This is a genomic window from Streptomyces sp. NPDC097107 (genome assembly GCF_044762405.1).
Lineage (GTDB): Bacteria > Actinomycetota > Actinomycetes > Streptomycetales > Streptomycetaceae > Streptomyces > Streptomyces thinghirensis.
The window spans coordinates 617,406-640,257 of sequence record NZ_JBIWEF010000002.1 but is presented as its reverse complement, the minus strand read 5'-3'; the positions used below and the strand labels follow the sequence as shown (position 1 = coordinate 640,257).

The 22,852-nt window shown below is 71.8% G+C and carries 26 protein-coding genes; 11 read left to right on the top strand and 15 right to left on the bottom strand.

From position 1 onward, the window contains the following. The first annotated feature begins 24 nt into the window (after positions 1-24). Positions 25-1,452, top strand: a complete 1,428-nt coding sequence (locus tag ACIQ1J_RS06670) for a glutamate decarboxylase (RefSeq protein ID WP_403554658.1) — start codon at positions 25-27, stop codon at positions 1,450-1,452. Between the two features lie 223 nt (positions 1,453-1,675). Here ACIQ1J_RS06670 and ACIQ1J_RS06665 read toward each other — a convergent pair whose 3' ends face one another. From ACIQ1J_RS06665 to ACIQ1J_RS06635, 7 genes are all read right to left on the bottom strand, one after another. After that, positions 1,676-2,404 carry an ABC transporter permease gene (locus ACIQ1J_RS06665; protein WP_403554829.1) on the bottom strand — a complete coding sequence of 243 codons (729 nt, stop codon included), beginning with the start codon at positions 2,402-2,404 and terminating at the stop codon, positions 1,676-1,678. Positions 2,405-2,469: 65 nt separating this feature from the next. Then, on the bottom strand, positions 2,470-3,411 hold the full coding sequence (locus ACIQ1J_RS06660; RefSeq protein ID WP_403554656.1) for an ATP-binding cassette domain-containing protein: 942 nt from the start codon (positions 3,409-3,411) through the stop codon (positions 2,470-2,472). Positions 3,412-3,485: 74 nt separating this feature from the next. Next, positions 3,486-4,127 (bottom strand): PadR family transcriptional regulator, encoded by a 642-nt coding sequence (locus tag ACIQ1J_RS06655; protein WP_403554654.1) that lies wholly within the window; start codon positions 4,125-4,127, stop codon positions 3,486-3,488. A 98-nt stretch (positions 4,128-4,225) separates the two neighbouring features. Further along, positions 4,226-4,477 (bottom strand): type II toxin-antitoxin system RelE/ParE family toxin, encoded by a 252-nt coding sequence (locus ACIQ1J_RS06650; RefSeq protein WP_403554652.1) that lies wholly within the window; start codon positions 4,475-4,477, stop codon positions 4,226-4,228. Continuing rightward, positions 4,474-4,740, bottom strand: coding sequence for a type II toxin-antitoxin system prevent-host-death family antitoxin (locus tag ACIQ1J_RS06645; RefSeq protein WP_403554650.1), 267 nt, complete (start codon positions 4,738-4,740; stop codon positions 4,474-4,476). The genes ACIQ1J_RS06650 and ACIQ1J_RS06645 overlap by 4 nt, the downstream gene beginning before the upstream one ends. A 50-nt stretch (positions 4,741-4,790) precedes the next feature. Next, positions 4,791-6,251: an aldehyde dehydrogenase family protein gene (locus ACIQ1J_RS06640; protein ID WP_403554648.1), complete on the bottom strand. Its 1,461-nt coding sequence runs from the start codon at positions 6,249-6,251 to the stop codon at positions 4,791-4,793. Positions 6,252-6,325: 74 nt separating this feature from the next. Then, positions 6,326-7,150, bottom strand: a complete 825-nt coding sequence (locus ACIQ1J_RS06635) for a helix-turn-helix transcriptional regulator (RefSeq protein WP_210962662.1) — start codon at positions 7,148-7,150, stop codon at positions 6,326-6,328. 356 nt (positions 7,151-7,506) lie between these two features. On the opposite strand from ACIQ1J_RS06635, the gene ACIQ1J_RS06630 reads away from it, so the two are divergent. Then, positions 7,507-8,031, top strand: coding sequence for an ATP-binding protein (locus tag ACIQ1J_RS06630; protein ID WP_210962617.1), 525 nt, complete (start codon positions 7,507-7,509; stop codon positions 8,029-8,031). 83 nt (positions 8,032-8,114) lie between these two features. Here ACIQ1J_RS06630 and ACIQ1J_RS06625 read toward each other — a convergent pair whose 3' ends face one another. From ACIQ1J_RS06625 to rpmG, 5 genes are all read right to left on the bottom strand, one after another. Then, positions 8,115-8,357, bottom strand: coding sequence for a DUF397 domain-containing protein (locus tag ACIQ1J_RS06625; protein ID WP_403554646.1), 243 nt, complete (start codon positions 8,355-8,357; stop codon positions 8,115-8,117). Positions 8,358-8,667: 310 nt separating this feature from the next. Continuing rightward, positions 8,668-8,901, bottom strand: coding sequence for a 30S ribosomal protein S18 (gene rpsR, locus ACIQ1J_RS06620; protein ID WP_210962616.1), 234 nt, complete (start codon positions 8,899-8,901; stop codon positions 8,668-8,670). Positions 8,902-8,905: 4 nt separating this feature from the next. Next, entirely contained in the window at positions 8,906-10,123 is a 1,218-nt protein-coding gene (locus tag ACIQ1J_RS06615; protein ID WP_403554827.1) for a CobW family GTP-binding protein, read from the bottom strand. A gap of 98 nt (positions 10,124-10,221) precedes the next feature. After that, the gene (locus ACIQ1J_RS06610; protein ID WP_210962615.1) at positions 10,222-10,476 is read right to left on the bottom strand and encodes a type B 50S ribosomal protein L31; all 255 of its coding nucleotides are present in this window, start codon (positions 10,474-10,476) and stop codon (positions 10,222-10,224) included. A 7-nt stretch (positions 10,477-10,483) separates the two neighbouring features. Further along, positions 10,484-10,648, bottom strand: coding sequence for a 50S ribosomal protein L33 (gene rpmG / locus ACIQ1J_RS06605; protein WP_044382365.1), 165 nt, complete (start codon positions 10,646-10,648; stop codon positions 10,484-10,486). Positions 10,649-10,719: 71 nt separating this feature from the next. Here rpmG and rpmB point away from each other — a divergent pair, with 71 nt between their 5' ends. The 3 genes from rpmB to ACIQ1J_RS06590 all read left to right on the top strand — a co-directional run bounded on the left by rpmB (position 10,720) and on the right by ACIQ1J_RS06590 (position 12,076). Then, positions 10,720-10,956, top strand: a complete 237-nt coding sequence (gene rpmB / locus ACIQ1J_RS06600) for a 50S ribosomal protein L28 (protein ID WP_210962614.1) — start codon at positions 10,720-10,722, stop codon at positions 10,954-10,956. Between the two features lie 24 nt (positions 10,957-10,980). Next, positions 10,981-11,286 carry a 30S ribosomal protein S14 gene (gene rpsN / locus ACIQ1J_RS06595; protein WP_121748330.1) on the top strand — a complete coding sequence of 102 codons (306 nt, stop codon included), beginning with the start codon at positions 10,981-10,983 and terminating at the stop codon, positions 11,284-11,286. A 283-nt stretch (positions 11,287-11,569) separates the two neighbouring features. Then, the gene (locus ACIQ1J_RS06590) at positions 11,570-12,076 is read left to right on the top strand and encodes a hypothetical protein (protein WP_403554825.1); all 507 of its coding nucleotides are present in this window, start codon (positions 11,570-11,572) and stop codon (positions 12,074-12,076) included. A gap of 18 nt (positions 12,077-12,094) precedes the next feature. On the opposite strand, the gene ACIQ1J_RS06585 is transcribed toward ACIQ1J_RS06590, so the two are convergent. Next, positions 12,095-13,261 carry a DUF2786 domain-containing protein gene (locus ACIQ1J_RS06585; RefSeq protein WP_403554642.1) on the bottom strand — a complete coding sequence of 389 codons (1,167 nt, stop codon included), beginning with the start codon at positions 13,259-13,261 and terminating at the stop codon, positions 12,095-12,097. A gap of 83 nt (positions 13,262-13,344) precedes the next feature. Here ACIQ1J_RS06585 and ACIQ1J_RS06580 point away from each other — a divergent pair, with 83 nt between their 5' ends. After that, positions 13,345-14,106 carry a Clp protease N-terminal domain-containing protein gene (locus tag ACIQ1J_RS06580; RefSeq protein ID WP_403554640.1) on the top strand — a complete coding sequence of 254 codons (762 nt, stop codon included), beginning with the start codon at positions 13,345-13,347 and terminating at the stop codon, positions 14,104-14,106. Between the two features lie 67 nt (positions 14,107-14,173). Continuing rightward, the gene (locus tag ACIQ1J_RS06575) at positions 14,174-15,865 is read left to right on the top strand and encodes a bifunctional 3'-5' exonuclease/DNA polymerase (protein ID WP_403554638.1); all 1,692 of its coding nucleotides are present in this window, start codon (positions 14,174-14,176) and stop codon (positions 15,863-15,865) included. A 212-nt stretch (positions 15,866-16,077) separates the two neighbouring features. Here ACIQ1J_RS06575 and ACIQ1J_RS06570 read toward each other — a convergent pair whose 3' ends face one another. Together ACIQ1J_RS06570 and ACIQ1J_RS06565 are read right to left on the bottom strand one after the other, a co-directional pair. Beyond that, positions 16,078-16,983, bottom strand: a complete 906-nt coding sequence (locus tag ACIQ1J_RS06570) for a glycosyltransferase family 2 protein (protein ID WP_403554636.1) — start codon at positions 16,981-16,983, stop codon at positions 16,078-16,080. Between the two features lie 629 nt (positions 16,984-17,612). After that, positions 17,613-19,037 (bottom strand): hypothetical protein, encoded by a 1,425-nt coding sequence (locus ACIQ1J_RS06565; RefSeq protein ID WP_403554634.1) that lies wholly within the window; start codon positions 19,035-19,037, stop codon positions 17,613-17,615. A 280-nt stretch (positions 19,038-19,317) separates the two neighbouring features. Here ACIQ1J_RS06565 and ACIQ1J_RS06560 point away from each other — a divergent pair, with 280 nt between their 5' ends. From ACIQ1J_RS06560 to ACIQ1J_RS06545, 4 genes are all read left to right on the top strand, one after another. Then, positions 19,318-19,683, top strand: coding sequence for a chorismate mutase (locus ACIQ1J_RS06560; RefSeq protein WP_403554632.1), 366 nt, complete (start codon positions 19,318-19,320; stop codon positions 19,681-19,683). Positions 19,684-19,751: 68 nt separating this feature from the next. Continuing rightward, complete coding sequence (locus ACIQ1J_RS06555) at positions 19,752-20,927, top strand: 3-deoxy-7-phosphoheptulonate synthase (protein ID WP_403554630.1); 1,176 nt, start codon at positions 19,752-19,754, stop codon at positions 20,925-20,927. Between the two features lie 82 nt (positions 20,928-21,009). After that, positions 21,010-22,173: a histidine decarboxylase gene (locus ACIQ1J_RS06550; protein ID WP_403554628.1), complete on the top strand. Its 1,164-nt coding sequence runs from the start codon at positions 21,010-21,012 to the stop codon at positions 22,171-22,173. A gap of 151 nt (positions 22,174-22,324) precedes the next feature. After that, positions 22,325-22,834, top strand: coding sequence for a phenolic acid decarboxylase (locus tag ACIQ1J_RS06545; RefSeq protein WP_403554626.1), 510 nt, complete (start codon positions 22,325-22,327; stop codon positions 22,832-22,834). Positions 22,835-22,852 lie beyond the last annotated feature (18 nt).

Below are 22,852 nucleotides of genomic sequence, written 5' to 3'. Positions count from 1 at the left end.
GGCCACGGACCTACCGTCGTTTGCATGCCACTGCACCAGGGCCCCCACGCGTCCCACGTCGACGACCGTGACCGGCGCCGGCTCGCCGTCAACCCGTTCCACGGGGCGACGAACCCTCTCGGCGGCATGACGGAGGCGCCGCCGACCCACCGGCTCGCCGACTCCCCGCTGCCCCCGGAGACGGCGTACCGGCTGGTCCACGACGAGCTGATGCTGGACGGCAACGCGCGGCTGAACCTGGCCACCTTCGTCACCACCTGGATGGAGCCGCAGGCCGGGGTGCTGATGAGCGAGTGCCGGGACAAGAACATGATCGACAAGGACGAGTACCCCCGCACCGCCGAGCTGGAGCGGCGCTGTGTGGCGATGCTCGCCGACCTGTGGCACGCGCCCGACCCGTCGGCGGTGGTGGGCTGTTCGACGACCGGATCGAGCGAGGCGTGCATGCTGGCGGGGATGGCCCTGAAGCGGCGGTGGGCACTGCGCAACGCCGGCCGGTATCCGGCGAAGGACGTGCGGCCCAACCTCGTCATGGGCGTGAACGTGCAGGTCTGCTGGGAGAAGTTCTGCAACTTCTGGGAGGTCGAGGCCCGGCAGGTGCCGATGGAGGGCGACCGTTTCCATCTCGATCCGCAGGCCGCCGCCGAGCTGTGCGACGAGAACACCATCGGGGTCGTCGGCATCCTCGGCTCCACCTTCGACGGGTCCTACGAGCCGGTCGCCGACCTGTGCGCGGCCCTGGACGCGTTGCGGGAACGGACGGGCCTCGACGTCCCGGTGCATGTCGACGGGGCCTCCGGTGCCATGGTCGCGCCCTTCCTCGACGAGGACCTGGTGTGGGACTTCCGGCTGCCGAGGGTCGCCTCGATCAACACCTCGGGGCACAAGTACGGCCTCGTCTACCCCGGCGTCGGCTGGGCGCTGTGGCGGGACGCGGAGGCGCTGCCCGAGGAGCTGGTCTTCCGGGTGAACTACCTGGGCGGCGACATGCCGACCTTCGCGCTGAACTTCTCCCGTCCCGGCGCGCAGGTGGTCGCGCAGTACTACACCTTCCTGCGGCTGGGCCGCGAGGGCTACCGGGCGGTGCAGCAGGCCTCGCGGGACATCGCGCGGGGGCTCGCCGGGCGGGTGGCGGCGCTCGGCGACTTCCGGCTGCTCACGCACGGCGACCAGCTGCCGGTGTTCGCCTTCACGACGGCCGACGACGTGACGGCGTACGACGTGTTCGACGTCTCCCGGCGGCTGCGGGAGGGCGGCTGGCTGGTGCCCGCGTACAGCTTCCCGCCGCACCGCGAGGACCTGTCCGTGCTGCGGGTGGTGTGCCGCAACGGCTTCTCGGCCGACATGGCCGACCTGCTGGCGGAGGAGCTGGAGCGGCTGCTGCCCTCGCTGCGCCGGCAGCCGCGCCCGCTGACCGGTGACAAGGGCGCGGCGACCGGTTTCCACCATTAGGGGGTGCCGTTCGGATCAGGCCGGCTCCGGGCAACGGTGCCTTGTGACCGACCCGGGCGGGGTCCGGTGCGTGCGGCTGCAAGGCCAAGGAGGGCCACGGGGCGGAGCCCTGGCAACCGACGACAACGCCGCTGGGGGCGCCTCCACGCCCTTCAGGCAGTGGGGGAGCGCGTGCCGGACCCCGCGGCCCGGCAGGATCCGGACGGCACCCCCTGGGGACCGGCTAACGGCTGAGGCGCGCGAACCTCCGTACCGCCAGCGGGAAGAACACCGCGAGCAGGGCCAGCGGCCAGGCGACGGCCGCCCAGACGTGGCCGGGCTCGCCGCCGGGGCCGCCGAACAGGTCGCGTACGGCCGTGGCGGTCTGGGACATCGGGTTCCACTGGACGACCGTGCCGAGCCAGCCCGGCATGGCCTCCGGCGTGGCGAAGGCGTTGGAGAGGAAGCCGACCGGCCAGACCAGGATCTGCACCGCCTGCACCAGCTCCGGCCTCCCGGCCACCAGCGCCAGGAGGATGCCGATCCACAGCATCGCGAACCGGAAGAGCAGCAGCAGGCCCACCGCACCGAGGAACGCGCCGGGGCCGCCCTGCGCCCGCCAGCCGAGCGCGTACCCGACGGTGATCAGCACCGTGAGGCCGAGCGCCGACTGGATCATGTCGGCGGCCGAACGGCCCACCAGCACCGCGCCGTTGGCCATCGGCAGGGAACGGAAGCGGTCGACGACGCCCTTCTCGAGATCCCGGGTGACGGCGACCATCGTGCCCTCCAGGCCGAAGGCCATGGTGAGGGCCAGCATGCCGGGGACGAGGTAGTCGAGGTAGGCGCCGCTCACGCCCCGGCCGCCGCCGACCAGGTAGCCTAACATCAGCAGCAGCATCACCGGGAAGACCAGACTGACGACCACCGCGACCGGCTGCCGCGCCCAGCGGGCCAGTTCACGGCGGGTCATGGTCCAGGAGTCGGTCAGGGCGTACGCCGCGGGGTTCGGGACGGTGTCCGTGACGGTGCTCGTGCTCACACGGCCTCCTTGGTGCGGTCGGTGAGGTACAGGAACACCTCGTCCAGGGTCGGGCGGCGCAGGGCCACGTCCTCCGCCTCCAGACCGGCCACCTCCAGCGCCCGTACGACGCCGGAGAGCGCCGCCATGCGGTCGGTGACCGGCGCGCTGAGCAGCCGGCGGTCGGGGTCGACGCGGACGCCGGTGAGGGGCAGCAGGGCCGCCGCGGCGGCCAGTTGCCCGGCGTCACGCAGGACGACGTCGACGCGGTCGCCGCCGGTGGCGGCCTTCAGTTCGTCCGCGGTGCCGTCGGCGACGACCCGGCCGGCGTCGACGACCGAGATGCGGTCGGCGAGCTGGTCGGCCTCCTCCAGGTACTGCGTGGTGAGCAGGACCGTCGTACCGCCGTCGACCAGGGAGCGGACCGAGTCCCACACCTCGGCGCGACCGCGCGGATCGAGGCCGGTGGTCGGCTCGTCCAGGAAGAGCACCTCCGGTTCGGTGATCAGGGACGCGGCGAGGTCCAGGCGGCGCCGCATGCCGCCGCTGTAGGCGCCGACCGGCTTGCGCCCGGTGCCGGCGAGGTCGAAGCGGGCGAGCAGTTCGCCGGCACGCGCGCGGGCCCGCCGGGCGCCCAGGTGGTGGAGGCGGCCGAACATCTCCAGGTTCTGCCGGCCGCCGAGTTCCTCGTCGAGCGCCGCGTGCTGGCCGAGCAGGCCGATGCGCAGCCGTACGGCGTACGCCTGGGTGAGGACGTCGCGCCCGGCCACTTCGACCCGGCCCGCGTCGGGACGCAGGAGGGTGGACAGGATCCGGACGAGCGTCGTCTTGCCCGCGCCGTTCGGGCCCAGTACGCCGTGGACCGTGCCGCGCGTGACCGTGAGGTCGAGTCCGTCCAGCGCGTCCTTGCTGCCGTATTTCTTGCGTGCCCCTTCGACGGTGATCGCCGCGTCGGTCACTGACACTCCTCGATTAGTCAAAGTTGACTACTAGCTCAAAGCCTATGCCCGCCGCCCGACTTAGTCAAACTTGATTAGTCGAGATCTCCCGGATGCCGCTCCCCCGCCGCGAACGGGTTCTCCTCGCCCTCGCCGAGGACGCCGACGAACGGCTCGCCCTCCCCGGCGAACGTGTACGCGCCGCCGCGGACGCGCTCGATGAGCGCGCGGGTCCACTCGGCGCCGGTGTCGGCGGAGTGCACCCAGAGGTTCATGATCTCGCCGATGTGCCCGAGCTGCCCGGGGCCCTCCTCGGGCGTGTAGTAATCGGTGACGGACCTGCGCCACTCCCGGATGGCCCGGACCCGCTCCTCCAGCAGCGCCAGCACCTCGTCGCGTTCGAGGTCGACCATCAGGCCCAGCCCGGCGGAGAGCACGTCCGGCTTCTGGTCGTAGGCGGTCAGGGACGCGCGCAGGAGGCCGAAGAACTCCTCGGTCCCCTTCTCGGTGATCTCGTACTCGGTGCGCGGTGGCCCGCCGGCGGTCGACGGGGCGATCTCGTGCGCGTGCAGCAGGCCCTGCTTGGCCATCTGCTTCAGCGCGTGGTAGATCGAACCGGGCTTGGCGTTGGACCACTCGTGCGCGCCCCAGTACTCCAGGTCATTGCGCACCTGGTAACCATGGGCCCGCCCGTGCTGGCGGACCGCGCCGAGCACCAGGAGACGGATCACAGACATGGGGTCCAGGTTAGGCCGGACACGGTCATTCCCCGGCGGTGCCCCGCTCCTTCGCCACCAGGTCCCGGGCCGAGGCGCCGTCCAGGGCTCGCACCCGCTCAGGTCTCCCTGCGCCCGACGTGCTCGATGTACAGCGTTCGGGCCTCCGCGTCGAGACGGTAGAGGATGCGCCATCGGCCGTGATGAAGCCGCCGGTGGTCGACACCCCAGGCACGGGAGCCCTCCGGCCGCGGATCCCCGGCGAGCCGATCGGTGGCGTGCAAGAGGTCGTCGACGCCTGCGGGATCACTCTTGAGGTGACCAGTGGCCGCGCCCAGGGCAGCCGGCTCCCAGACGACCTGCCAGGTCACTCGCCACCCCGCCCGGCCGCCTCCAGCAGCGCGCGGCGCGCCTCCTCATGTGGGACGGGCGTCTCGTTGCGCCCGAGCGCGCGGTCACGCTCCAAGCGCGCGAGCGCCAGTGCGTCCTCGAGGTCTTCCAACTCGGCCGGCGACACGAGTACCGCGGCCGGAACACCACGGTCGGTCAGCGTGATGTGCTCATGCTGGGCAGCTCGCCGGGCGAGCTCACCGAGCTTGCCCCTCGCTTCGGCGATGGGATATGTAGCAGACATGCATCTACTGTACACCTAGATGCATGTCTGCCCACCCTTCATGGGCGCTCTCAGAACGGGAACCCGCTCCGGCCGTGCTGTACCGAGATCCACTTCTGGGTGGTGAAGGCGTCCAGCATGGTGTCGCCGTTCAGGCGGCCGATGCCGGAGTGCTTCTCGCCGCCGAAGGGCACGATCGGCTCGTCGTGCACGGTCCCGTCGTTCACGTGGAACATGCCGGTGTCGATCTGCTTGGCGAAGTTGACGCCGCGCTCGACGTTCCCGGTGTGCACGGCGCCGCTCAGGCCGTACGGGGTGTCGTTGACGAGGCGTACGGCCTCCTCCTCGCCGTCGAACGGGACGAGGAAGGCGACCGGGCCGAAGACCTCCTGCTGGAGCAGCGCGGAGTCGGCGGGCAGGCCGGTCAGCACGGACGGCTCGACGAGGTTGTCCGTGGTGGTGCCGCGCACCAGGGCGGTGGCGCCCTCGGCCAGCGCCTGCTCGACGACGCCCGAGAGGGCGTCCGCCTGCGAGGAGTTGATCACCGGGCCGATGACGGTCGACGGGTCGCGCGGGTCGCCGGCCTTGAGGGACTTGACCTTGGCGACGAACTTCCCGGTGAACTCGTCGGCCACCGAGCGGTCGACCAGGACCCGGTTGGCGGCCATGCAGACCTGGCCCTGGTGGACGAAGCGGCTGAAGACCGCGGCGTCGACCGCGTAGTCGACGTCGGCGTCGTCGAGGACCACCAGGGCGCTGTTGCCGCCGAGTTCGAGGACCGAGCGCTTGAAGTTCGCGGCGCAGACGGTGGCCACGTGGCGGCCGACCTTGTCGGAACCGGTGAAGGAGATCACCTTGGGGACCGGGTGCTCCAGGAAGGCGTCGCCGATCTCCGCGATGTCGGTGACGACCACGTTCAGCAGGCCGCCGGGCAGGCCGGCGTCCTCGAAGAGCTTCGCGATCAGGGTGCCGCCGACGATCGGCGTGTTCTGGTGCGGCTTGAGGACGACGCCGTTGCCGAGGGCGAGAGCCGGGGCGACCGACTTCAGGGAGAGCAGGAAGGGGAAGTTGAAGGGGCTGATGACGCCCACGACACCGACCGGCACCCGGTAGACGCGGTTCTCCTTGCCGTCGACCGGCGAGGGGATGATCCGGCCCTCCGGGCGCAGCGACAGGTGGACCGCCTCGCGCAGGAACTCCTTGGCGAGGTGCAGCTCGAAGGCGGCCTTCAGGCGGGTACCGCCCAGCTCGGCGATGATCGCCTCGCTGATCTCCGCCTCGCGGTCCTCCACGAGGCGCAGCACCTTCTCGAACACCGCGCGGCGCGCGTACGGGTTCGTCGCCGCCCACTGCTTCTGCGCGCGCCCGGCCGCCCGGTACGCGGCGTCCACCTCGTCGACCGTGGCTATCGTGACCGAGGCGAGCTTCTCGTTGTCGTACGGGTTGAAGTCGATGATGTCCCAGGAACCGGTGCCCGGGCGCCACTCGCCGTCGATGTACTGCTGGGCGAGGTCGGTGAAGTACGACGACATGTATCCCTCAATCCCCTTAGCTGCCGCAGCCGCCGCCAGCGAGCCGCCTGATTGAGCGTCATCGTACTTATGTTTCAGGAGAGTTGGAGAAGTCCGCGCAGAAGGTCCCGGCTCTCGTCCGGCCCCGGGCAGTCCTGCTGGAGTTCCTTCAGCGCCGCCTCGTACAGGGTGACGTCCTCGTGCTTGTCGAGGTACAGCGCGCTCGTCAGCTGCTCCAGGTAGACGACGTCCGACAGGTCGGACTCGGGAAAGCTGAGGATCGTGAACGCGCCACTCTCGCCGGAGTGCCCGCCGAAGCCGAACGGCATCACCTGCAGCCGCACATTGGGCCGTTCGGACATCTCGATGAGGTGCTGGAGCTGCCCGCGCATCACCTCTCGGTCGCCGTACGGGCGGCGCAGCGCGGCCTCGTCCAGGACGATGTGGAACTCGGGGGCGTTCTCGGCGACGAGATGCTTCTGACGCTCCAGGCGCAGCGCCACCCGCCGTTCGACGTCCGCCTCGCCGGCGCCCTTCATGCCGCGCCGGACGACCGCGCGGGCGTACTCCCCGGTCTGCAGCAGGCCGTGCACGAACTGGACCTCGTAGACCCGGATCTGCGAGGCGGCGCCCTCCAGGCCCACATAGGTGGGGAACCAGCTGGGCAGCACGTCGGAGTAACTGTGCCACCACCCGGCGACGTTGGCCTCCTTGGCCAGGGACAGCAGGGAGGAGCGCTCCTGCTCGTCCGTGATGCCGTACAGCGTCAGCAGGTCCTCGACGTCCCTGGTCTTGAAGCTCACCCGGCCCAGCTCCATCCGGCTGATCTTCGATTCCGAGGCGCGGATCGAGTAGCCCGCCGCCTCTCGCGTGATCCCCCGCGTCTCACGCAGTCGCCTGAGTTGTGATCCGAGCAGCATGCGCCGCACCACCGATCCGGGCTCTCCCGCGCTCACGTTCGCCAGCCTCCCCAACCGTCTTCAGGGGCCGAAGTCTGCCACTAAAACACTCCGAGCAGTACTCGTCCGGTTACGGAAACGGAATCGAGCCAAAGGAAACGCTCGGGATCATGCACGGAGCGGACAGGAAGTGGCCGCCTCGCGAGATGAAGAGGGGGTGAAGATGACGGAAAAATTGACCAACAAGCGGTACGGGCAGGTCTATTTCGGTCACGTGCACGTGCATCTGCCCTTGCATCTGAGGTACGCATCCGAAACCATGGTCCCGCACCACCGCGCCGCATCGCTACGACCGCGAATTCCCGGGAGTGCCTCGCATGGGGACGAATGGATCGACCATGCTCGAGCCGTTACGGCAGGGCCTTCCGCCACTCGACCCCGCGGCCGTGTCCAACGCCGCCTCCTGCGCCCTGCCGCCGCGTTACGAAGCGGTGCGCGAGGCCCGGAGATTCACCCGCAGAACGCTCGACGGCTGGAACACGGGCGACCGTTTCGACGACGTCTGCCTGGTGGTCTCCGAACTCGTCACCAACGCCCTGCGCCACGCGCTGCCGGCCGACACGCCTCGGCACGGGGAGCAGAACGGCCCCGTCCGGCTGCACCTGATGCGCTGGACCGAGCGCCTGGTGTGCGCGGTGCGCGACCCCAGCCACGACAGTCCGGTGGCCCGCGAGACGGACGACTTCTCGGCGGAGTCGGGCCGGGGCCTGTTCCTCGTCGACTCCTTCAGCGACAGCTGGGGCTGGCACCCGCTCGCCGGGACGCTCAACGGCAAGGTGGTCTGGGCCCTGTTCCGGCTCCACAAGCCCGACGACATGACGGACCGGCCCGCCTACGAGTGACGACGAACCGCGACGCCCGCCCGCGCCGCGGTTCTACGCGTGTCGGCTCGCGGCCTACGCGTGTCGGCGCGCGCCCACGCGGGTCAGATCGCGATCAGGTGGTCGAACTCGCCGTCCTTGACACCCAGCAGCATGGCCTCGATCTCGGCGCGCGTGTAGACGAGCGCGGGACCGTCGGGGAAGCGGGAGTTGCGCACCGCCACGCCGCCGTCGGGCAACCGCGCGAACTCCACGCAGGACCCCTGCGAGTTGCTGTGCCGGCTCTTCTGCCAGGCCACGTCGTGCAGTTGCGTGGCGGCCATGCCGTTGTACACGTCGTGGTCCACAGGTCGCTCCCCGGTGGTGCACTGGCTGATGTGGCCATTGATGCAGTGGTCAACTGATCCGGATCATAACCCTGTTCCCCGTGCAGATGCATGAGCAAATGCACGTGCACGCGCGGTGTTCTCGCGATTACAGTCCCCAAGGGCCGCTGCTGCCGAAAGCCCTTGCCCTCTCTGACGCCCGCTCCCGGGAAGTCGTTCCCGCGTATGCCCTCGGATTCCATGAACACTCAACAACATACGACGACACCGGGGCCCGCTCCTCTGAGCGGGCCCCGGTGCGACGCGGCGGGACGAGGTACGAGCGCGCAGGTCAGCGCGTGCCGTACGGCAGCAGTGCCATCTCGCGCGCGTTCTTGATCGCCCTGGCCAGTTGCCGCTGCTGCTGGGACGTCACGCGGGTGACGCGACGGCTGCGGATCTTGCCTCGGTCGGAGACGAACTTCCGCAGCAGGTCCGTGTCCTTGTAGTCGATGTACGTCACTCCGGCCTGGTCCAGGGGGTTGGGCCGCTTCCCGGCGGGCTTGCGGTCGCTCTTGCGTGGCATGGGGTCAGACCTCCAGGAGAGTGTCGAAGGCGGGCGGCAGCCGCTCCCAGGCGGCCTGCCCCGCGGCGTACTCGGCGTCGGTCAGCAGGCAGGACTCCAGGAGCCGTTCCAGGCCGTCGCGGTCGAGTCCGGGAGACGTGAAGACCAGGTGCTGGCAGCGGTCACCGTGCTCGGGGTGCCAGTCCAGCGCGGCGGCGGCGCGGCGCACCGGCGGGACCAGCGCCCAGGCGGCGTCGGGCAGCGACGCGAGCCATGGCCCCGCGCTCTCCACGCACAGGGCCCCGCCCGCGGCGTCCCAGTGCAGCAGCGTGTCCGCCTTGCCGGCGAGCCAGAACCGGCCCCTGCTGCGGGCGGCGGCGCAGGTCAGGTCCTCCAGCGCCGCGTACAGCCGCTCCGGGTGGAAGGGGCGGCGCCGGTGCCAGACGAGAGTGGCGACGCCGTGCGCGTCGGCCTCGGCGGGCAGCAGGGCGCAGGCCGGGTGCTGGGCCGCCGCCGCGGCCTCCACGTCGAAGCCGGCGAGGGCGGCCCGCGCCAGCTCCGAGGGGGCGGCGGGGGTGCCCGCCGGGCCGTCGCCGTGGCCGTGCCCGTGCCCGTGCCCGTGGCCGTGGCCGCCGCCGTCGCCGTGGCCCCGGCCGTGACTGATCGGGACCCGGCGGGCCGTCGGATGCAGTTGGGCCAGCAGTTCGCGGTCCTCGTCGTCGGCCTCCGGGGAGCCGGGGAGGGACTCGGCGAGGGCGAGGACGGGGGCGTACTCCAGCTGGCGCGCGAAGGTGTCGGCGACGGTGCGCTGGTCGGTGGCCGCGGCGGCGAGGCCGCCCTCGGCGAGGTCGTCGCCGTTGCCGAGGTACGGCAGCACCAGCGCCGGGTCGACGGCGGTGATCACGCCGGTGACGGTGAAACCGCCGGCCGTCACCACCTCCGCCATGGCCTTGGGCTCGACGGAGTCCCACAGTTCGACGACCGCCAGCGGGGTGCCTCCGGCGTCCGCGAGCCGCTCCAGCTCGGGGACGAGGTCCTCGCGCAGGGCGCAGCAGGCGCAGTCGTTGACCAGGGGCGCCTCACCGGCGGACAGGATGCCGGTGGCGTCCCGGACGGTCCGGACGACCGTGCCCGCGGCGGCCGTCGCCAGGTCGTGGTGGAGGACGACACTGCCGGGCACGTCGGCCAGCAGCCGGGCCACGGCCGCCCTGCGGGCGTCGGCGTGCAGCCCGCCGACGATCACCACCGGCAGGGCCGGGCGGCCGGGGTGGCCCGGGTGATCCTGGTGGCCCGGGCGGTGGTGCGGGTGGTCCGTGCGGTGGTGCGGGTGGTCCGGCCCGCTCATGCCCCGCCCCGCTTTCCGTACCGCCGCTCGAAGCGCTCCACGCGGCCGGCCGTGTCCAGGACGCGGGCGGTGCCGGTGTAGAAGGGGTGGCTGACGTTCGAGATCTCGACGTCGACGACCGGGTAGGTCTGGCCGTCCTCCCACTCGATCGTGCGCTCGCTGGTCATGGTCGAGCGGGTGAGGAAGGCGTAGTCCGCGGCGCGGTCGCGGAAGACGACCGGGCGGTACTCGGGGTGGATTCCCTTGCGCATGGCGGGGTCAGCGCTCCTCTCGGAAGTCGACGTGCCGGCCGGCGACCGGGTCGTACTTGCGCAGGGTCAGCCGGTCCGGGTCGTTGCGGCGGTTCTTGCGGGTGACGTAGGTGAAGCCGGTCCCGGCGGTGGACCGGAGTTTGATGACCGGACGGAGTTCGTTGCGTGCCATGCTGGTATCTTACTGAAAATGAATTCCATTAACAGCTAGGACCGTCCGGTCCGAAGGAGAGGTACGTCACCGTGTCCGCCCACTGCATGCTGACCGGCACCCGGCCCGGCTTCGGCAACCGCATCTCCCACTCCCACCGGCGGACCTCCCGCCGCTTCGACCCCAACATCCAGACCAAGCGCTACTGGCTGCCGAGCGAGAGCCGGCACGTACGGCTGCGGCTGAGCACGAAGGCGATCAAGACGATCGACGCGATCGGCGTCGAGGCGGCGGTGGCGCGCATCCGCGCGCGCGGGGTGAAGGTCTAAGAGGACCGAGGGGCTGAGGATCCGATGGCGAAGAAGAGCAAGATCGCGAAGAACGAGCAGCGGCAGGAGACCGTCGCGCGGTACGCCGCGCGACGGGCCGAGTTGAAGGAGATCGTCCGCCGGCCGTCCTCCACGGAGGCCGAACGGCTCGCCGCACAGCGGGAACTGCGCCGGCAGCCCCGCGACGCGAGCCCCACGCGCGTGCGCAACCGCGACCAGGTCGACGGGCGCCCGCGCGGCTACTTCCGCGTCTTCGGGCTGTCCCGGGTGAACCTGCGTGGGCAGGCACACGCCGGACATCTGCCGGGAGTCCGCAAGTCGTCCTGGTAGGTCGGCCCAGGGGGTTCGTCCTGGGCCGTCACGGTGGGCCGTCCTGGTAGCTTGCGGCTGTCTCGGGCCGACCCGGCCGTCCGGCTACAGCTTGGAGCTTCCGGTGACACTGGTGACTGCGGAGAGCACGGCGAACGCACTGAGTACGGCGAGTACGGCCAACACGGCCAACACGGCCAACGCGGCCAACGCGGCCAACGCGGCCAACGCGGCCAACGCGGCCAACGCGGCGAGTGAAACCGCGGGAGCGCGGAAACGGCACGGGCGGGCGGCCCGTCGGTCAGTGCGGGTCACCGCCGTGGCCGTCGGGCTGGTGGGCGCACTGGCGCTGACCGCGTGCACCGACGGCGGCGACTCCGACGACGGCGGCGGGGGCGGGGGCGCCACCTCCTCGGCCGCGCCCAGCGCGTCCGCGTCCGCCTCCGCGAGCACGGACCCGGGTGGCGGCAGCGGCGGATCGCCGTCCGCCGCCGCGGGTGAACTGGAGGGCAGCTGGCTGGCCGCTGCCGACGGCCAGGCCGTCGCACTGATGGTCACCGGCGACAAGGCCGCCCTCTTCGCCACCGGCGGGACCGTGTGCAGCGGCACCGCGGGCGAGGACTCCGGCACCCGGGCGATCCGCCTGAAGTGCACCGACGGCAGCGACGACCGGGCGGCCGGCACCGTCGTGTCGGTCGACGGGACGTCCCTCAAGGTGACGTGGCAGGGCGGCCTCGGCGAGGAGACGTACACCAAGTCGGAGGGCGGGTCGCTGCCGCCCGGACTGCCGACGGCCGGCCTCGGCTCCTGACCGCCGGGGCAAGGACGTCTACTTCAGTGGCCGCCGGCGGTCGACCCGGGCGTCGTCCGCCGCGCGGGTGCCCTCCGTCCAGCCCACCGCGTCGCCGGCGCCGCGCAGTCGGGTCGTCGTCGTCTTCGGGAACATGCGCTCCAGACGGTCCGTGACCGCTGCCTCGCGGGAGGCGAGTACCGGCAGGAGGTCCACGTCCGTCGTCGTGCCGGACTCGGCGGTGGCCGCGTCCGTCGCCGCCCGGAGGCGGGCGCCCGCGCGGTGGGCGTAGGCGGCGAGGAACGACTGACGGAAGGTCTTGGTCCGCTTGCGCCCGCCCGCGCGCTGGGCGGCCTCCGCCTTCGCCATCGCCGCCTCGGCCTGCACCAGCAGGGAGGTGTAGAGGAGTTCGACCGCCTCCAGGTCGGCCTCGAAACCGACGACGGTGGAGAAACCGAGGGGTTCGTTCCACACCGCCCGGCAGTGGTTCGCGTCGGCCACCGCGTCCAGCAGCACCGCCTTGGCCTGCTCGTACGGCGGCTCCACCCCGATCCGGCAGGCTCCCGGGGCGTCGGGCGAGGGCGCGTGGGCCGACAGCAGCGCCTCATCGACGCTGTGCCGGGCCATCAGCTCCTGCGCCTTGGCACTGAGCGCCTCCGCCTCCTCCGGATACCCGGTCGCCTCCGCCTTGGCGAGCAGCGCGCGAATGCGGGCGAGGGTGCGGGACTCCGGCCGGCTCTCCCGGCGGGACGCCTCACCCGGGGCGCCCGACCCTCCCGCCGGCCCCGACACACCCGGCTCCAAGGGGTCCAGAGTCGGCAGGCGCAGCAGCAGGCGGTACAGCTCGAGTACGGCGGTGGCGTGTGAGAAGCGGTCGGTGCGGGGCGGCGCCTGGTCCGGTACGGCGTCGAGCTGGGCGGTCCAACGGGGCCCGCGCGGGCGGTCGTGCGGCGCCTGCGCCCGGATCAGTGCCGCCACCAGCCGTACGTGGACGTCGTCCAGCTCGCGCCGCACGATCCGCACGAGGTCGGCGGGCTGCCAGCCGCGTCGCCAGGCCAGGGCCACGAACTCCTCCCCGCGCCGGGCGAGTTCCGCGTCCGCGGCCGGCTCGGCAGCGAGCAGCGAGGCGGCGGTGTCGAGGGCGTCGTCTGCGGCGTCGTACAGGGCGGTCTCGAAGGCACGGTCGACGGTGCGGGGCGTACTCACCCGGCGATGGTGCCACGGCCCCCCGGCCCGACGGGTGTCAACCTACGGTTGACGCTTTCAAGGGGGCAACCTACGGTTGACACATGACGACGAACCCCAGCATCACGTCATCCGTACGTCTCGACGAACTCATCACCGCGATCAAGAAGGTGCACCCGGAGCCCCTCGGACAGCTCCAGGACGCCGTCATCGCCGGCGAGTACCTCGGCGAGGTGGCCGACCACCTCATCGGCCACTTCGTGGACCAGGCCCGGCGCTCGGGCGCTTCCTGGACGGACATCGGCAGGAGCATGGGCGTCACCCGGCAGGCGGCGCAGAAGCGCTTCGTGCCCAAGGAGTCGGCCGACCTGGACGCGAGCCAGGGCTTCAGCCGCTACACGCCCCGCGCGCGCAACGTCGTGATGGCCGCCCACAACGCGGCCAAGACCGCGGGCAACGCCGAGGGCGTGCCCGAGCACCTCGTCCTCGGCCTGCTCACCGAACGCGAGAGCCTCTCCGCCAAGGCGATCGCCGCGCAGGGCGTGACCCTCGACGCGGTCCGCGCGGCGGCGACCGCGGCCCTCCCGCCCGGCGCCGCGGAGGTTCCCGAGCTGGTGCCCTACGGGCCCGCCGCCAAGAAGGTCCTCGAACTCACCTTCCGCGAGGCCCTGCGCCTCGGCCACAACTACATCGGCACCGAGCACATCCTGCTCGCCCTGCTGGAGCACGAGCACGGCGAGGGCGTACTCAGCGGGCTCGGACTCGGCAAGGAGGCCACCGAGCGGTACGTCACCGAGGTGCTGGCGGAGTTCATCGCGGTCACCGGGAAGACCGAGGAGACGGAACCCGGGCAGGGAGAGGGCTGAGGGGGAGAGGGCCGAGGCCCCGTCCGCCGGAGGGGGCGTTGTCAGTCCCTCCTGCGACACTCGCGACATGGCCGACCGGTGGGCAATCGCCGAGGCCGAGGACGGCGGCGTGGAGGTCGCCCCCCTCGGCCCCGACGGGCTGCCCGCCGGACCGGTGCGGCGGGAGGCCGGCCTCGCCGAGGCCGTGCGGAGCAGGCCGGACGTCGCGCGCTGGGTGTGGCGGTCCACCGCCGAGACCGCCCCGCGCCTGCTCGCCGCGGGGGTACGGGTGGAGCGGTGCTACGACGTGGAGGCCGCCGAAACCCTCCTGCTCGGCCACGAGGGCCGGTACGGGCAGCCGCACTCGGCCGCGGCGGCCCTGGCCAGGCTGCGCGGCGATCCGGTACCGCCCGACCCGCCGCAGCGCGCGGCCGAGCCCGGCGCGCAGTCCCCGCTCTTCGAGCCCCGGGCCGTCCACCTGCCCCTGGACGACCTGCTCGCCGTCTACGCCGAGCAGCAGCGCCGCCACGACCGGTCCGCCCACCCCGACCGGATGCGGCTGCTGACCGCGGCCGAGTCGGCGGGGATGCTGGTCGCCGCCGAGATGAACCGCTCCGGGCTGCCCTGGCGGGCCGACGTGCACCGGGAGGTACTGCACGACCTGCTCGGCGAGCGGTACGCGGGAGGGGGCGAGCCGCGCCGCCTGGCCGAGCTGGCCGAAGAGGTGTCCGCGGCGTTCGGGCACCGGGTGCGGCCCGATCTGCCCGCGGACGTGGTCAAGGCCTTCGCGCGGGCCGGGATCAAGGTCGGCTCCACCCGCCGGTGGGAGATCGAGTCGGTCGACCATCCGGCCGTGAAGCCGCTGATCGAGTACAAGAAGCTGTACCGGATCCGGGTCGCCCACGGCTGGTCCTGGCTCCAGGACTGGGTGCGCGACGGACGGTTCCGCCCCGAGTTCCTGGCCGGCGGCACCGTCACCGGACGCTGGGTGACCAACGGCGGGGGCGGGCTGCAGATCCCCAAGGTGATCCGGCGAGCCGTCGTCGCCGACCCGGGCTGGCGGCTGGTCGTCGCCGACGCCGACCAGATGGAGCCGCGCGTGCTGGCGGCGATCTCCCGTGACCCCGGCCTGATGGAGGTGGCCGGCCGCGAGACCGACCTCTACCAGTCGGTGTCCGACCGCGCCTTCTCCGGCGACCGCGCCCAGGCCAAACTCGCCGTCCTCGGCGCGGTCTACGGCCAGACCTCCGGCGACGGCCTGAAGAACCTCGCCGCGCTCAGACGCCGCTTCCCCCGGGCGGTCGCGTACGTCGACGACGCGGCGCGCGCGGGTGAGGAGGGGCGGCTCGTACGGACCTGGCTGGGGCGCACCTGCCCACCGGCGGCCGGGGCGGCCGACGGTGCCGAGGAGGCGGGCCTGCCGCAGGACGACCCCTCCGACGCGCCGGGCCAGGCGCAGGAGTGGGTGCCCGGCTACGCCTCCACCAACGCCCGCGCGCGAGGCCGCTTCGCCCGTAACTTCGTCGTCCAGGGCAGCGCCGCGGACTGGGCCCTGCTGCTGCTCGCCGCGCTGCGGCAGGCCTGTGCGGACAAGTCGGCGGAGCTGGTGTTCTTCCAGCACGACGAGGTGATCGTGCACTGCCCCGAGGAGGAGGCGGACGCCGTCGTCACGGCGATCCGGGAAGCGGCGGAGCTGGCGGGACGGCTGACGTTCGGCCGGACGCCGGTGCGCTTCCCGTTCACGACGGCGGTGGTGGAGTGCTACGCGGACGCCAAGTGATCGATGGCCTGCTGCGCGGACGCCAAGTGATCGATGGCCTGCTGCGCGGACGCCGACGCGCCTGGTCCGGGACTCGCCATGCCAGTCACCGTGCCCGCCCAGGATGCGCATGCCCTCCTCGAAGAGCGCTGCGGCGGCGGCAGGTTCGCCGAGCGTGAGGTGGTAGGAGGGCCCCGTCCGTCAGCGGTGAACGACCGGGGCTCTCCTCCCGCTCAGATGACGGGCGGCCGCCCCAGCCGCGTGAGCCGCCCCACCGTGCGCCAGCGCATCGGCCGGCGCTCCCCCGCGGGCCTGCGCAGGCCCTCCGCGAACCCGCCGAACCAGGCCCGCAGCCCGCCGAGCGACCGGTTGCGCGCCAGCGTGAGCAGCATCCACACGCCGAGGTGGACGGGGATCAGCGGCAGGGGCAGCCGGCGGCGGGCCAGCCAGACCCGGTTGCGGGCGTTGACCCGGAAGTAGACGGCGTGCCGTGCGGGCGAGGTCTTCGGGTGCTGGAGCAGCAGCTCGGGCGCGTAGAGGATGCGCCACCCGGCGTCGGCCGCGCGCCAGGCCAGGTCGGTCTCCTCGTGGGCGAAGAAGAACTCGGCGGGCCAGTCGCCGACCTCGTCGAGCATCGCCGACCGCAGCGCGTGCCCGCCGCCGAGGAACCCGGTGACGTACCCGCCCCGCATGGGGTCGGACGCGCCGACCCGGGGGACGTGCCGCTGCTGTGTCTCGCCGTGCTCGTCGGCGATCCGGAAGCCGACGATGCCGAGCCGGTCGTCGGCGGCGAAGAGCTCCCCCACCCGGCGCAGCACATCGGCGTCCACGAGGAGCCCGTCGTCGTCCAGCTCCACGACCACGTCGGTGTCGCCGAACTCCCGCAACCGCGCGAGCGCCACGTTCCGCCCGCCGGGACAGCCCAGGTTCTCGTCGACCTCGATCGGCGTGACCTCGCCGGGCAGCGACAGCCGTGCGGCGAACTCGGGCAGCGGGCAGCCGTTGCCGACGATCACGATCCGCGCGGGCGGAACGTCCTGCTTGGCCACGGACTCCAGCAGGGCGTCGACCTCTGCGGGCCGGTTCCCCATGGTCACCACGGCGACGGCGATCCTCGGTCCACCCGTGTGCTCGCCCATGCCCTCACCTCGCTCCGGCCGACAACGTGTGCGCGATGCTAGCCGTTCACGACCGCGATCCCCGGCGTACGCCCGCCCGCGCCCCCCGCGGTTCGCCGCACTGGCCGCGTGGCCCGCGCCACTGGCCACTGGTACGGAGAACCGCGGGGAACGGTTCAACGGACGCACCCCGCTCCCGTGGGAGCGTCGGCGCACAGGACAAGGGCCCCGCAGATCACCTACCTGACCCGCGGGCTTCGCATGGAGCCGCCTTCGGGTTCCGAACCCGAGACCCTCGCGTTGCGCGGGCATCCGGCGGGGCCCCGTCCGTCGGACCGGGTCAGGCACGCGTGGCGCACGCCACGCCGCCGGGACAGGCCGGCAACGGCCGCCGGCGGGAATGACCGATGTGAGACGGAGGCCGTTCGGGGGTGCAACGGTGCGTGATCGGGCGAGCCGTCCTCGCGGACCCCACCGAGGCACATAGACAAACGCCATGGACGACCCTTTCGCGCTCAGTGTGCTCGGCGCCCCCTTCGCTTCACCCCGCGGTCCTTCTCAGTGGTGTGTCGCCCCGACCGAGGAGGCAGCCGCGAGGTGCGCAGAGGGGTTGGACGGCGAACTGGAGGGGGCCGCGGCGTGCGAGATGTTCAGGGAGGGGGAGTGCTGCCGCCAGGACCGACCGGATCTCGGCGCGGAGGTGTGCAAGCACGGGCGTGACGCAGAACACCGGCGGCGGACTCATGCCGCTGATAGGGTCTCAGACCTTCGCGAAGGTCTCTGAGCGCGGCGTCCGCCTCTGCCGACCGCAAGTGGGGATAGCTGCTCAGGAACGCATGCCACTGGGCGCAGGCCGCGTCCAGGCGGCCGGCCCGCAGCAGTAGTGCGGCGAGCCGGGCCTGAGTGAGGGCTTTCGGACGGCGCTGCGCGTCGGACCGCCTTCGCGCGGCGGAGGCCAGGGCGCGTATCGCGTCCTCGGCGGATCCCAACGCGTCGAAGACCTCCGCACGCTGGAACTCCAAGCCGGAGCGGGGATAGCTGGTGAAGGGGCCGGCGGGCGTACTCGTGGCGTGGCTGTGCTCGGCTTCCGCCTGTGCCAGATCGGCGAGGGCCTCCTTCTCGCGGTGGAGCCGTGCGTGGACGACGGCGCGCTGGCTGAGGACGAAGGCCTGCGCGGCCGGGCCGCAACGGGAGTCGGCGACGTGCACCGCCCGGTCCGCTGTCTCCCACCCCTGCGCGAGGAAGCCCAGGCGCACTGCCTGAACGCTCATGGCTCTCAGCGTTATGGCGTAGACCTTACGGTCACCCGCGGTCTCCGCGAGGGCCAGGGCGCCGGCGTAGTAGTGCTGCGCGAGCTGGGCGTGTCCCGCGTCGGCCGTCATACGGGCGAGGACGTGCACCAGTTGGGCGGCCCCGGAGAACTGACAGTCCCGCGGCCTGGAAGAGCCGGGAAGGGCCAGCAGGCGGCACACGTCGTCAGCCATGTACGCCGCCAGGGCGGAGCGGGCGTGACCGCCTCCGTAGCGGTCCCAGAGGTCGGCGAAGACGTTCGTCAGGTGGCTCAGACGCGGACCGTCGACGGCCGCGAGTTGTGGAGCAGAAGGAAGAGGAGGAAGAGGAGGCTCCGCCGACGCCGAAGGTGGCCGCCAGACGGGAAGGTCGGCCAAGGGGACGTAGATCTCCCTCACCAGAGCGGCTCTGTGCGAGGGGTCGATGTCGGCGCGGCACAAAGAGGCCAGCCCCCGCGCCCGGTCCTCCGGGGACTGTTGACCACCTGCCCGGGGACGGGCTGCCGCGGAGGGCGGGGCGAGGCCGGTCTCCTCCGCCGTGACCGGACGCCCGATGTGACGGCCGAGGGCCAACGCGACCAGGTCGGGCACGGGCTGACGGGGCTTTGAGCCTTTCAGCCAGTGCGCCACGGACGTGCGGTCGTAGGTGAGCGTGATCTGCTGGGCGGCAGCCAACGCGTTGACCCGTCGGGCGAGTTCAGCGGCGCTGAGGCGCGCCTCCGCCAGCAGCGCGGCCAGTTGGGGGTTGCCTCTCGGGCGCGCGCCACGGCTCCGTCCTCCGGCCATCTCAACCTCCCCTGTCTCAAAGGCGCAAGCTTTCAACGCGCGCACGCCACCGACGCCACGGCACCGTGTCGGTCGCAGAGCACGAGGTAGACGGGAGTGGTATCCCCGCCCCGCCACTCACCCACACGACCGGGGCCGCGAAGTCCGAGCCCCAGCGGGATGCCGGCGGATGCCGGCGGCAACCCGCTGTGCCGTGAGCGGCCGGGACGGGGGGGGCGGTTCGTATCCGTGAGCCCGGGACTCAGGTCGCCCGGGCCGTCTCGAAGGAGTTCAGGTCACCATGGTTTCCTCTGATCGGCGGCAGCGGTCCGGCGGGCGGGGCGGGACAACGCCGCCACCGACGACCGGCACGCCCTCCCGCGAGGCACACATCAGTGCGCTGCGGCTGCGTATCGACGAGCTGGACACGGTCCTCATCGGTCTCCTCCAGCAGCGGGCCAGGCTCTCCGCGGAGGTGCAGCGCACGCGCGTAGCCCATGACGGGCCGCCGCTGGCACCCGCCCGTGAGGATGCCGTGCGGTTCCACTTCCGCAGCGGACTCGGAGCACGGGGCGGTGAGGTGGCCGACGCGGTGCTGTCCCTGTGCCGCGGTGGACCGGACCGGTCTCGGCCGGCCGCCCGCGCCGACGGCGGGAGCGAAAGGTGACCGCCGTCGGCGGGACCTCCCGACGGGCCGGCTCGGACCGGCCCCTGGAGCCACTTTCCGAAGCGGAGTTGGACGAGTGGCGTCGGATTCCCGCTCACCAGCAGCCCGTCTGGGAGGACTCCGAAGGGGCCCGCGAGTCCAGGCGCCGGCTCACGGCCCTGCCGGCGCTTGTCGAACCCGCGGAGATCGACCGGTTGCGTGACGTGCTCAGTCGGTGCGTGGACGGCTCGCTCAGCGTCGTCCAGGTCGGAAGCTGCGCCGAAGATCCGAGGGAGTCGGCTCGGGAATCCGTCAGGCGGCTGGTGGGACTCATCGAGGCACTGGCCGGCACGTGGCAGCTCGTCACAGGCACCCCGGTCGTGCGCGTCGGCCGTATGGCGGGGCAGTACGCCAAACCCAGGTCACAGCCTACCGAGATGGTCGACGGGCGGCGACTGGCCGTCTTCCGCGGGCACATGGTCAACCGCCCGGAGCCCGGCATCGCGGACCGGCGACACCTGCCCGATCGCATGCTCCACTGCTACGAGAGTTCCGCGGCGGTGCTGTCCGAAATGAGGCGGCTGGGGGAGGAACCATCCGGTCAGCCGCACGTCTGGACCAGTCACGAGGCCCTTGTGCTCGACTACGAGCTGGCCCTGCTGCGCCGTGACTCCCGCGGCCGTACGCTCGCGACGTCGACCCACTGGCCGTGGGTGGGCGAACGCACCCGCCAGCTCGACCATGCCCATGTGCGCATGCTGGCCTCGATCGGCAACCCCGTGGCCTGCAAGCTGGGGCCGACGGCGACTCCCGAGGACGTCCGAGGACTGTGCCAGGCCCTCAACCCCCGAGGTGAACCGGGGCGGCTGACACTGATCGCCCGCATGGGGGCCGACAGGGTCGCCGACCTCCTGCCGCCGCTGGTCACCACCGCGTTGGACGCGCAGTGCCCGGTGCTCTGGCTGTGCGATCCCATGCACGCGAACACGCGGAGCCAGGGCGGCTTCAAGACGCGGCTGATCGAGGACATCACCACCGAACTGCAGCGGTTCTACCACTGCGTGACCGCGGCAGGCGGCGTCCCCGGCGGCATCCATCTGGAGGCCACCTCGGCCGACGTGGTCGAGTGCGTGAGCGAGGCGGCGGACACGCGGATCGACCCTGCCCGCTACACCAGCCTGTGCGATCCCCGGCTGAATCCCAGCCAGGCACAAGCCGTACTCGAAGCGGCGGCGCATGCCGCGATGGACGAAACCGAGGACTGATCAGCCCTCCAGTACGCCCCGAACGGCCGTACGGCCGCGTGTCAGGTGTGCCGCCATCGGCGCAGACGAGAGGAACGCACTGATGAAACGACCCTCCGACCAGGACCTCGCCATCGGCGAACTCCCGCGCAGCCGGGCCGGACTGGTTGCCGACGGACAGCTTCTGGACAGCATGTCCGGCGAGATGTACCGGGCGCGGGACCACATGATCGGATTCCCCGTGAACCTGGACTTCGACTACCGGCACCTGGCCCGGTTCCTTGCCGTCCACGGCAACAACGCGGGTAGTCCGTACGGGAGCTCCGAGTACCGACTCCACAGTAAGCGCTTCGAGAGGGCCGTGGTGCGCTTCTTCGCCGACCTCGCGGGGGCACCCGCGGGAGGGGCGTTCGGGTACGTGACCAACGGAGGCACCGAGGGCAACATCTTCGGCGTCTACCTCGGCCGGGAACGCTTCCCGGACGCCGTTCTCTACGCCTCCGCCGAGGCCCACTACTCCATCCCGAAGATCGCGCGACTGCTGCGCATGGAGCACGAGCCGATAGCCACGGATGCCGCAGGCGCCATGGACCTGCCAGCCCTGGAAGCGGCGTGCCTCAGGCACGGGACCCGAGCGGCGGTGGTGGTGGCCACCGTGGGTTCGACCGGCCGGGGAGCCGTCGACGATCTGCCCGGTATCCGCCGGGTACTGGCCGGGGCCGGGACGGACCGGAGTCACCTGCACGCCGATGCCGCCTTCGGCGGGCTGCTGGCCGCTCTCGGGCCGCACCCGGCGCCCTGGGGCTTCGCCGACGGAGCCGACTCCGTCACCGTGAGCGGACACAAGATGATCGGTTCCCCGATTCCGTGCGGGATCGTTCTGGCCCACGACCGGCACGTGGAGATCATCAGGGTGCACGACGCGGCGGTGGGGGCCGACGACGACACCATCAGCGGTTCCAGGGACGCCCTGTCCCCCGTTCTGCTGTGGCAGGAGCTCCGCAGGCTGGGTCGCCAGGGCCTCGCCCGTCGGGTGAACCGGTGTCTGAGCACGGCCCGGTACGCGGAGACGCGCCTTCGCGAGAGCGGCAGGCGGCCGGAAAGGCCGCAGGGAAGCAACACCGTTCTCTTCGACGCCCCGGAGCAGGCGGTGTGCGAGAAGTGGAACCTGCTGAGCGTCGACGGGCGGGCCCACCTGATCACCATGCCGCATGTCACCGAGGAGGACATCGACCGTCTGTGCACGGACATGAACCACGCGGAATAGCCACACCCGCACTCCGCCACCGCCCCGCGGCCGGCCCACCGCCGCCCCCCGCGCACGAGCTCGTCGTCCCTTACACGGTGCGCCGAGAGGCGGTCCGCCACCGGAGCAGTGCGCGGTGTCACCACCCGACCGGTCGAACAAGGGCATGCTGATGACTGCTGTCTACCCGGTTCAGGATCTCTCGTTCCTCCTGGGCCTTCACGTGATCTACGAGTACGACGGCGGCATAGCCGCTGATCTTTACGTGAGGAACGAGCATTCCGTCGACTACCGCGTCCTCAAAGGTCCGGTGGCAGGTCGCTGGGTCACCCGGCAGAAGGCGTCCGTCGCCAGTCTCGGCGGGGGAACGGGAATCCTGTCATGGGCTGAGCGCACCGGCAGCACTGTGAGTATGGTGATCGATCCCGTCGGTCGGTGGCTGTACGGATCCGCGTTCTTCGCGAAGTGGGTGGACGAGAACCCGGGAACGACCCTGGGGCATCAGAGCGATCACCTGGAAGGAATCCGGAAACTCCGTAACGAGGGCCCCGTGGCACCTCACTCGCCTCTGCACCAGTTCGCGGAGATCACCTTCCTCGAGGTGTGCTCCACGGACAACGACGAGGTCATCTCATGCAGTCCTGGTGAACTCCCGGCAGGGTTCGCGGGACTGAGAAACTGAGCTGCCCCCCAAGGTCCG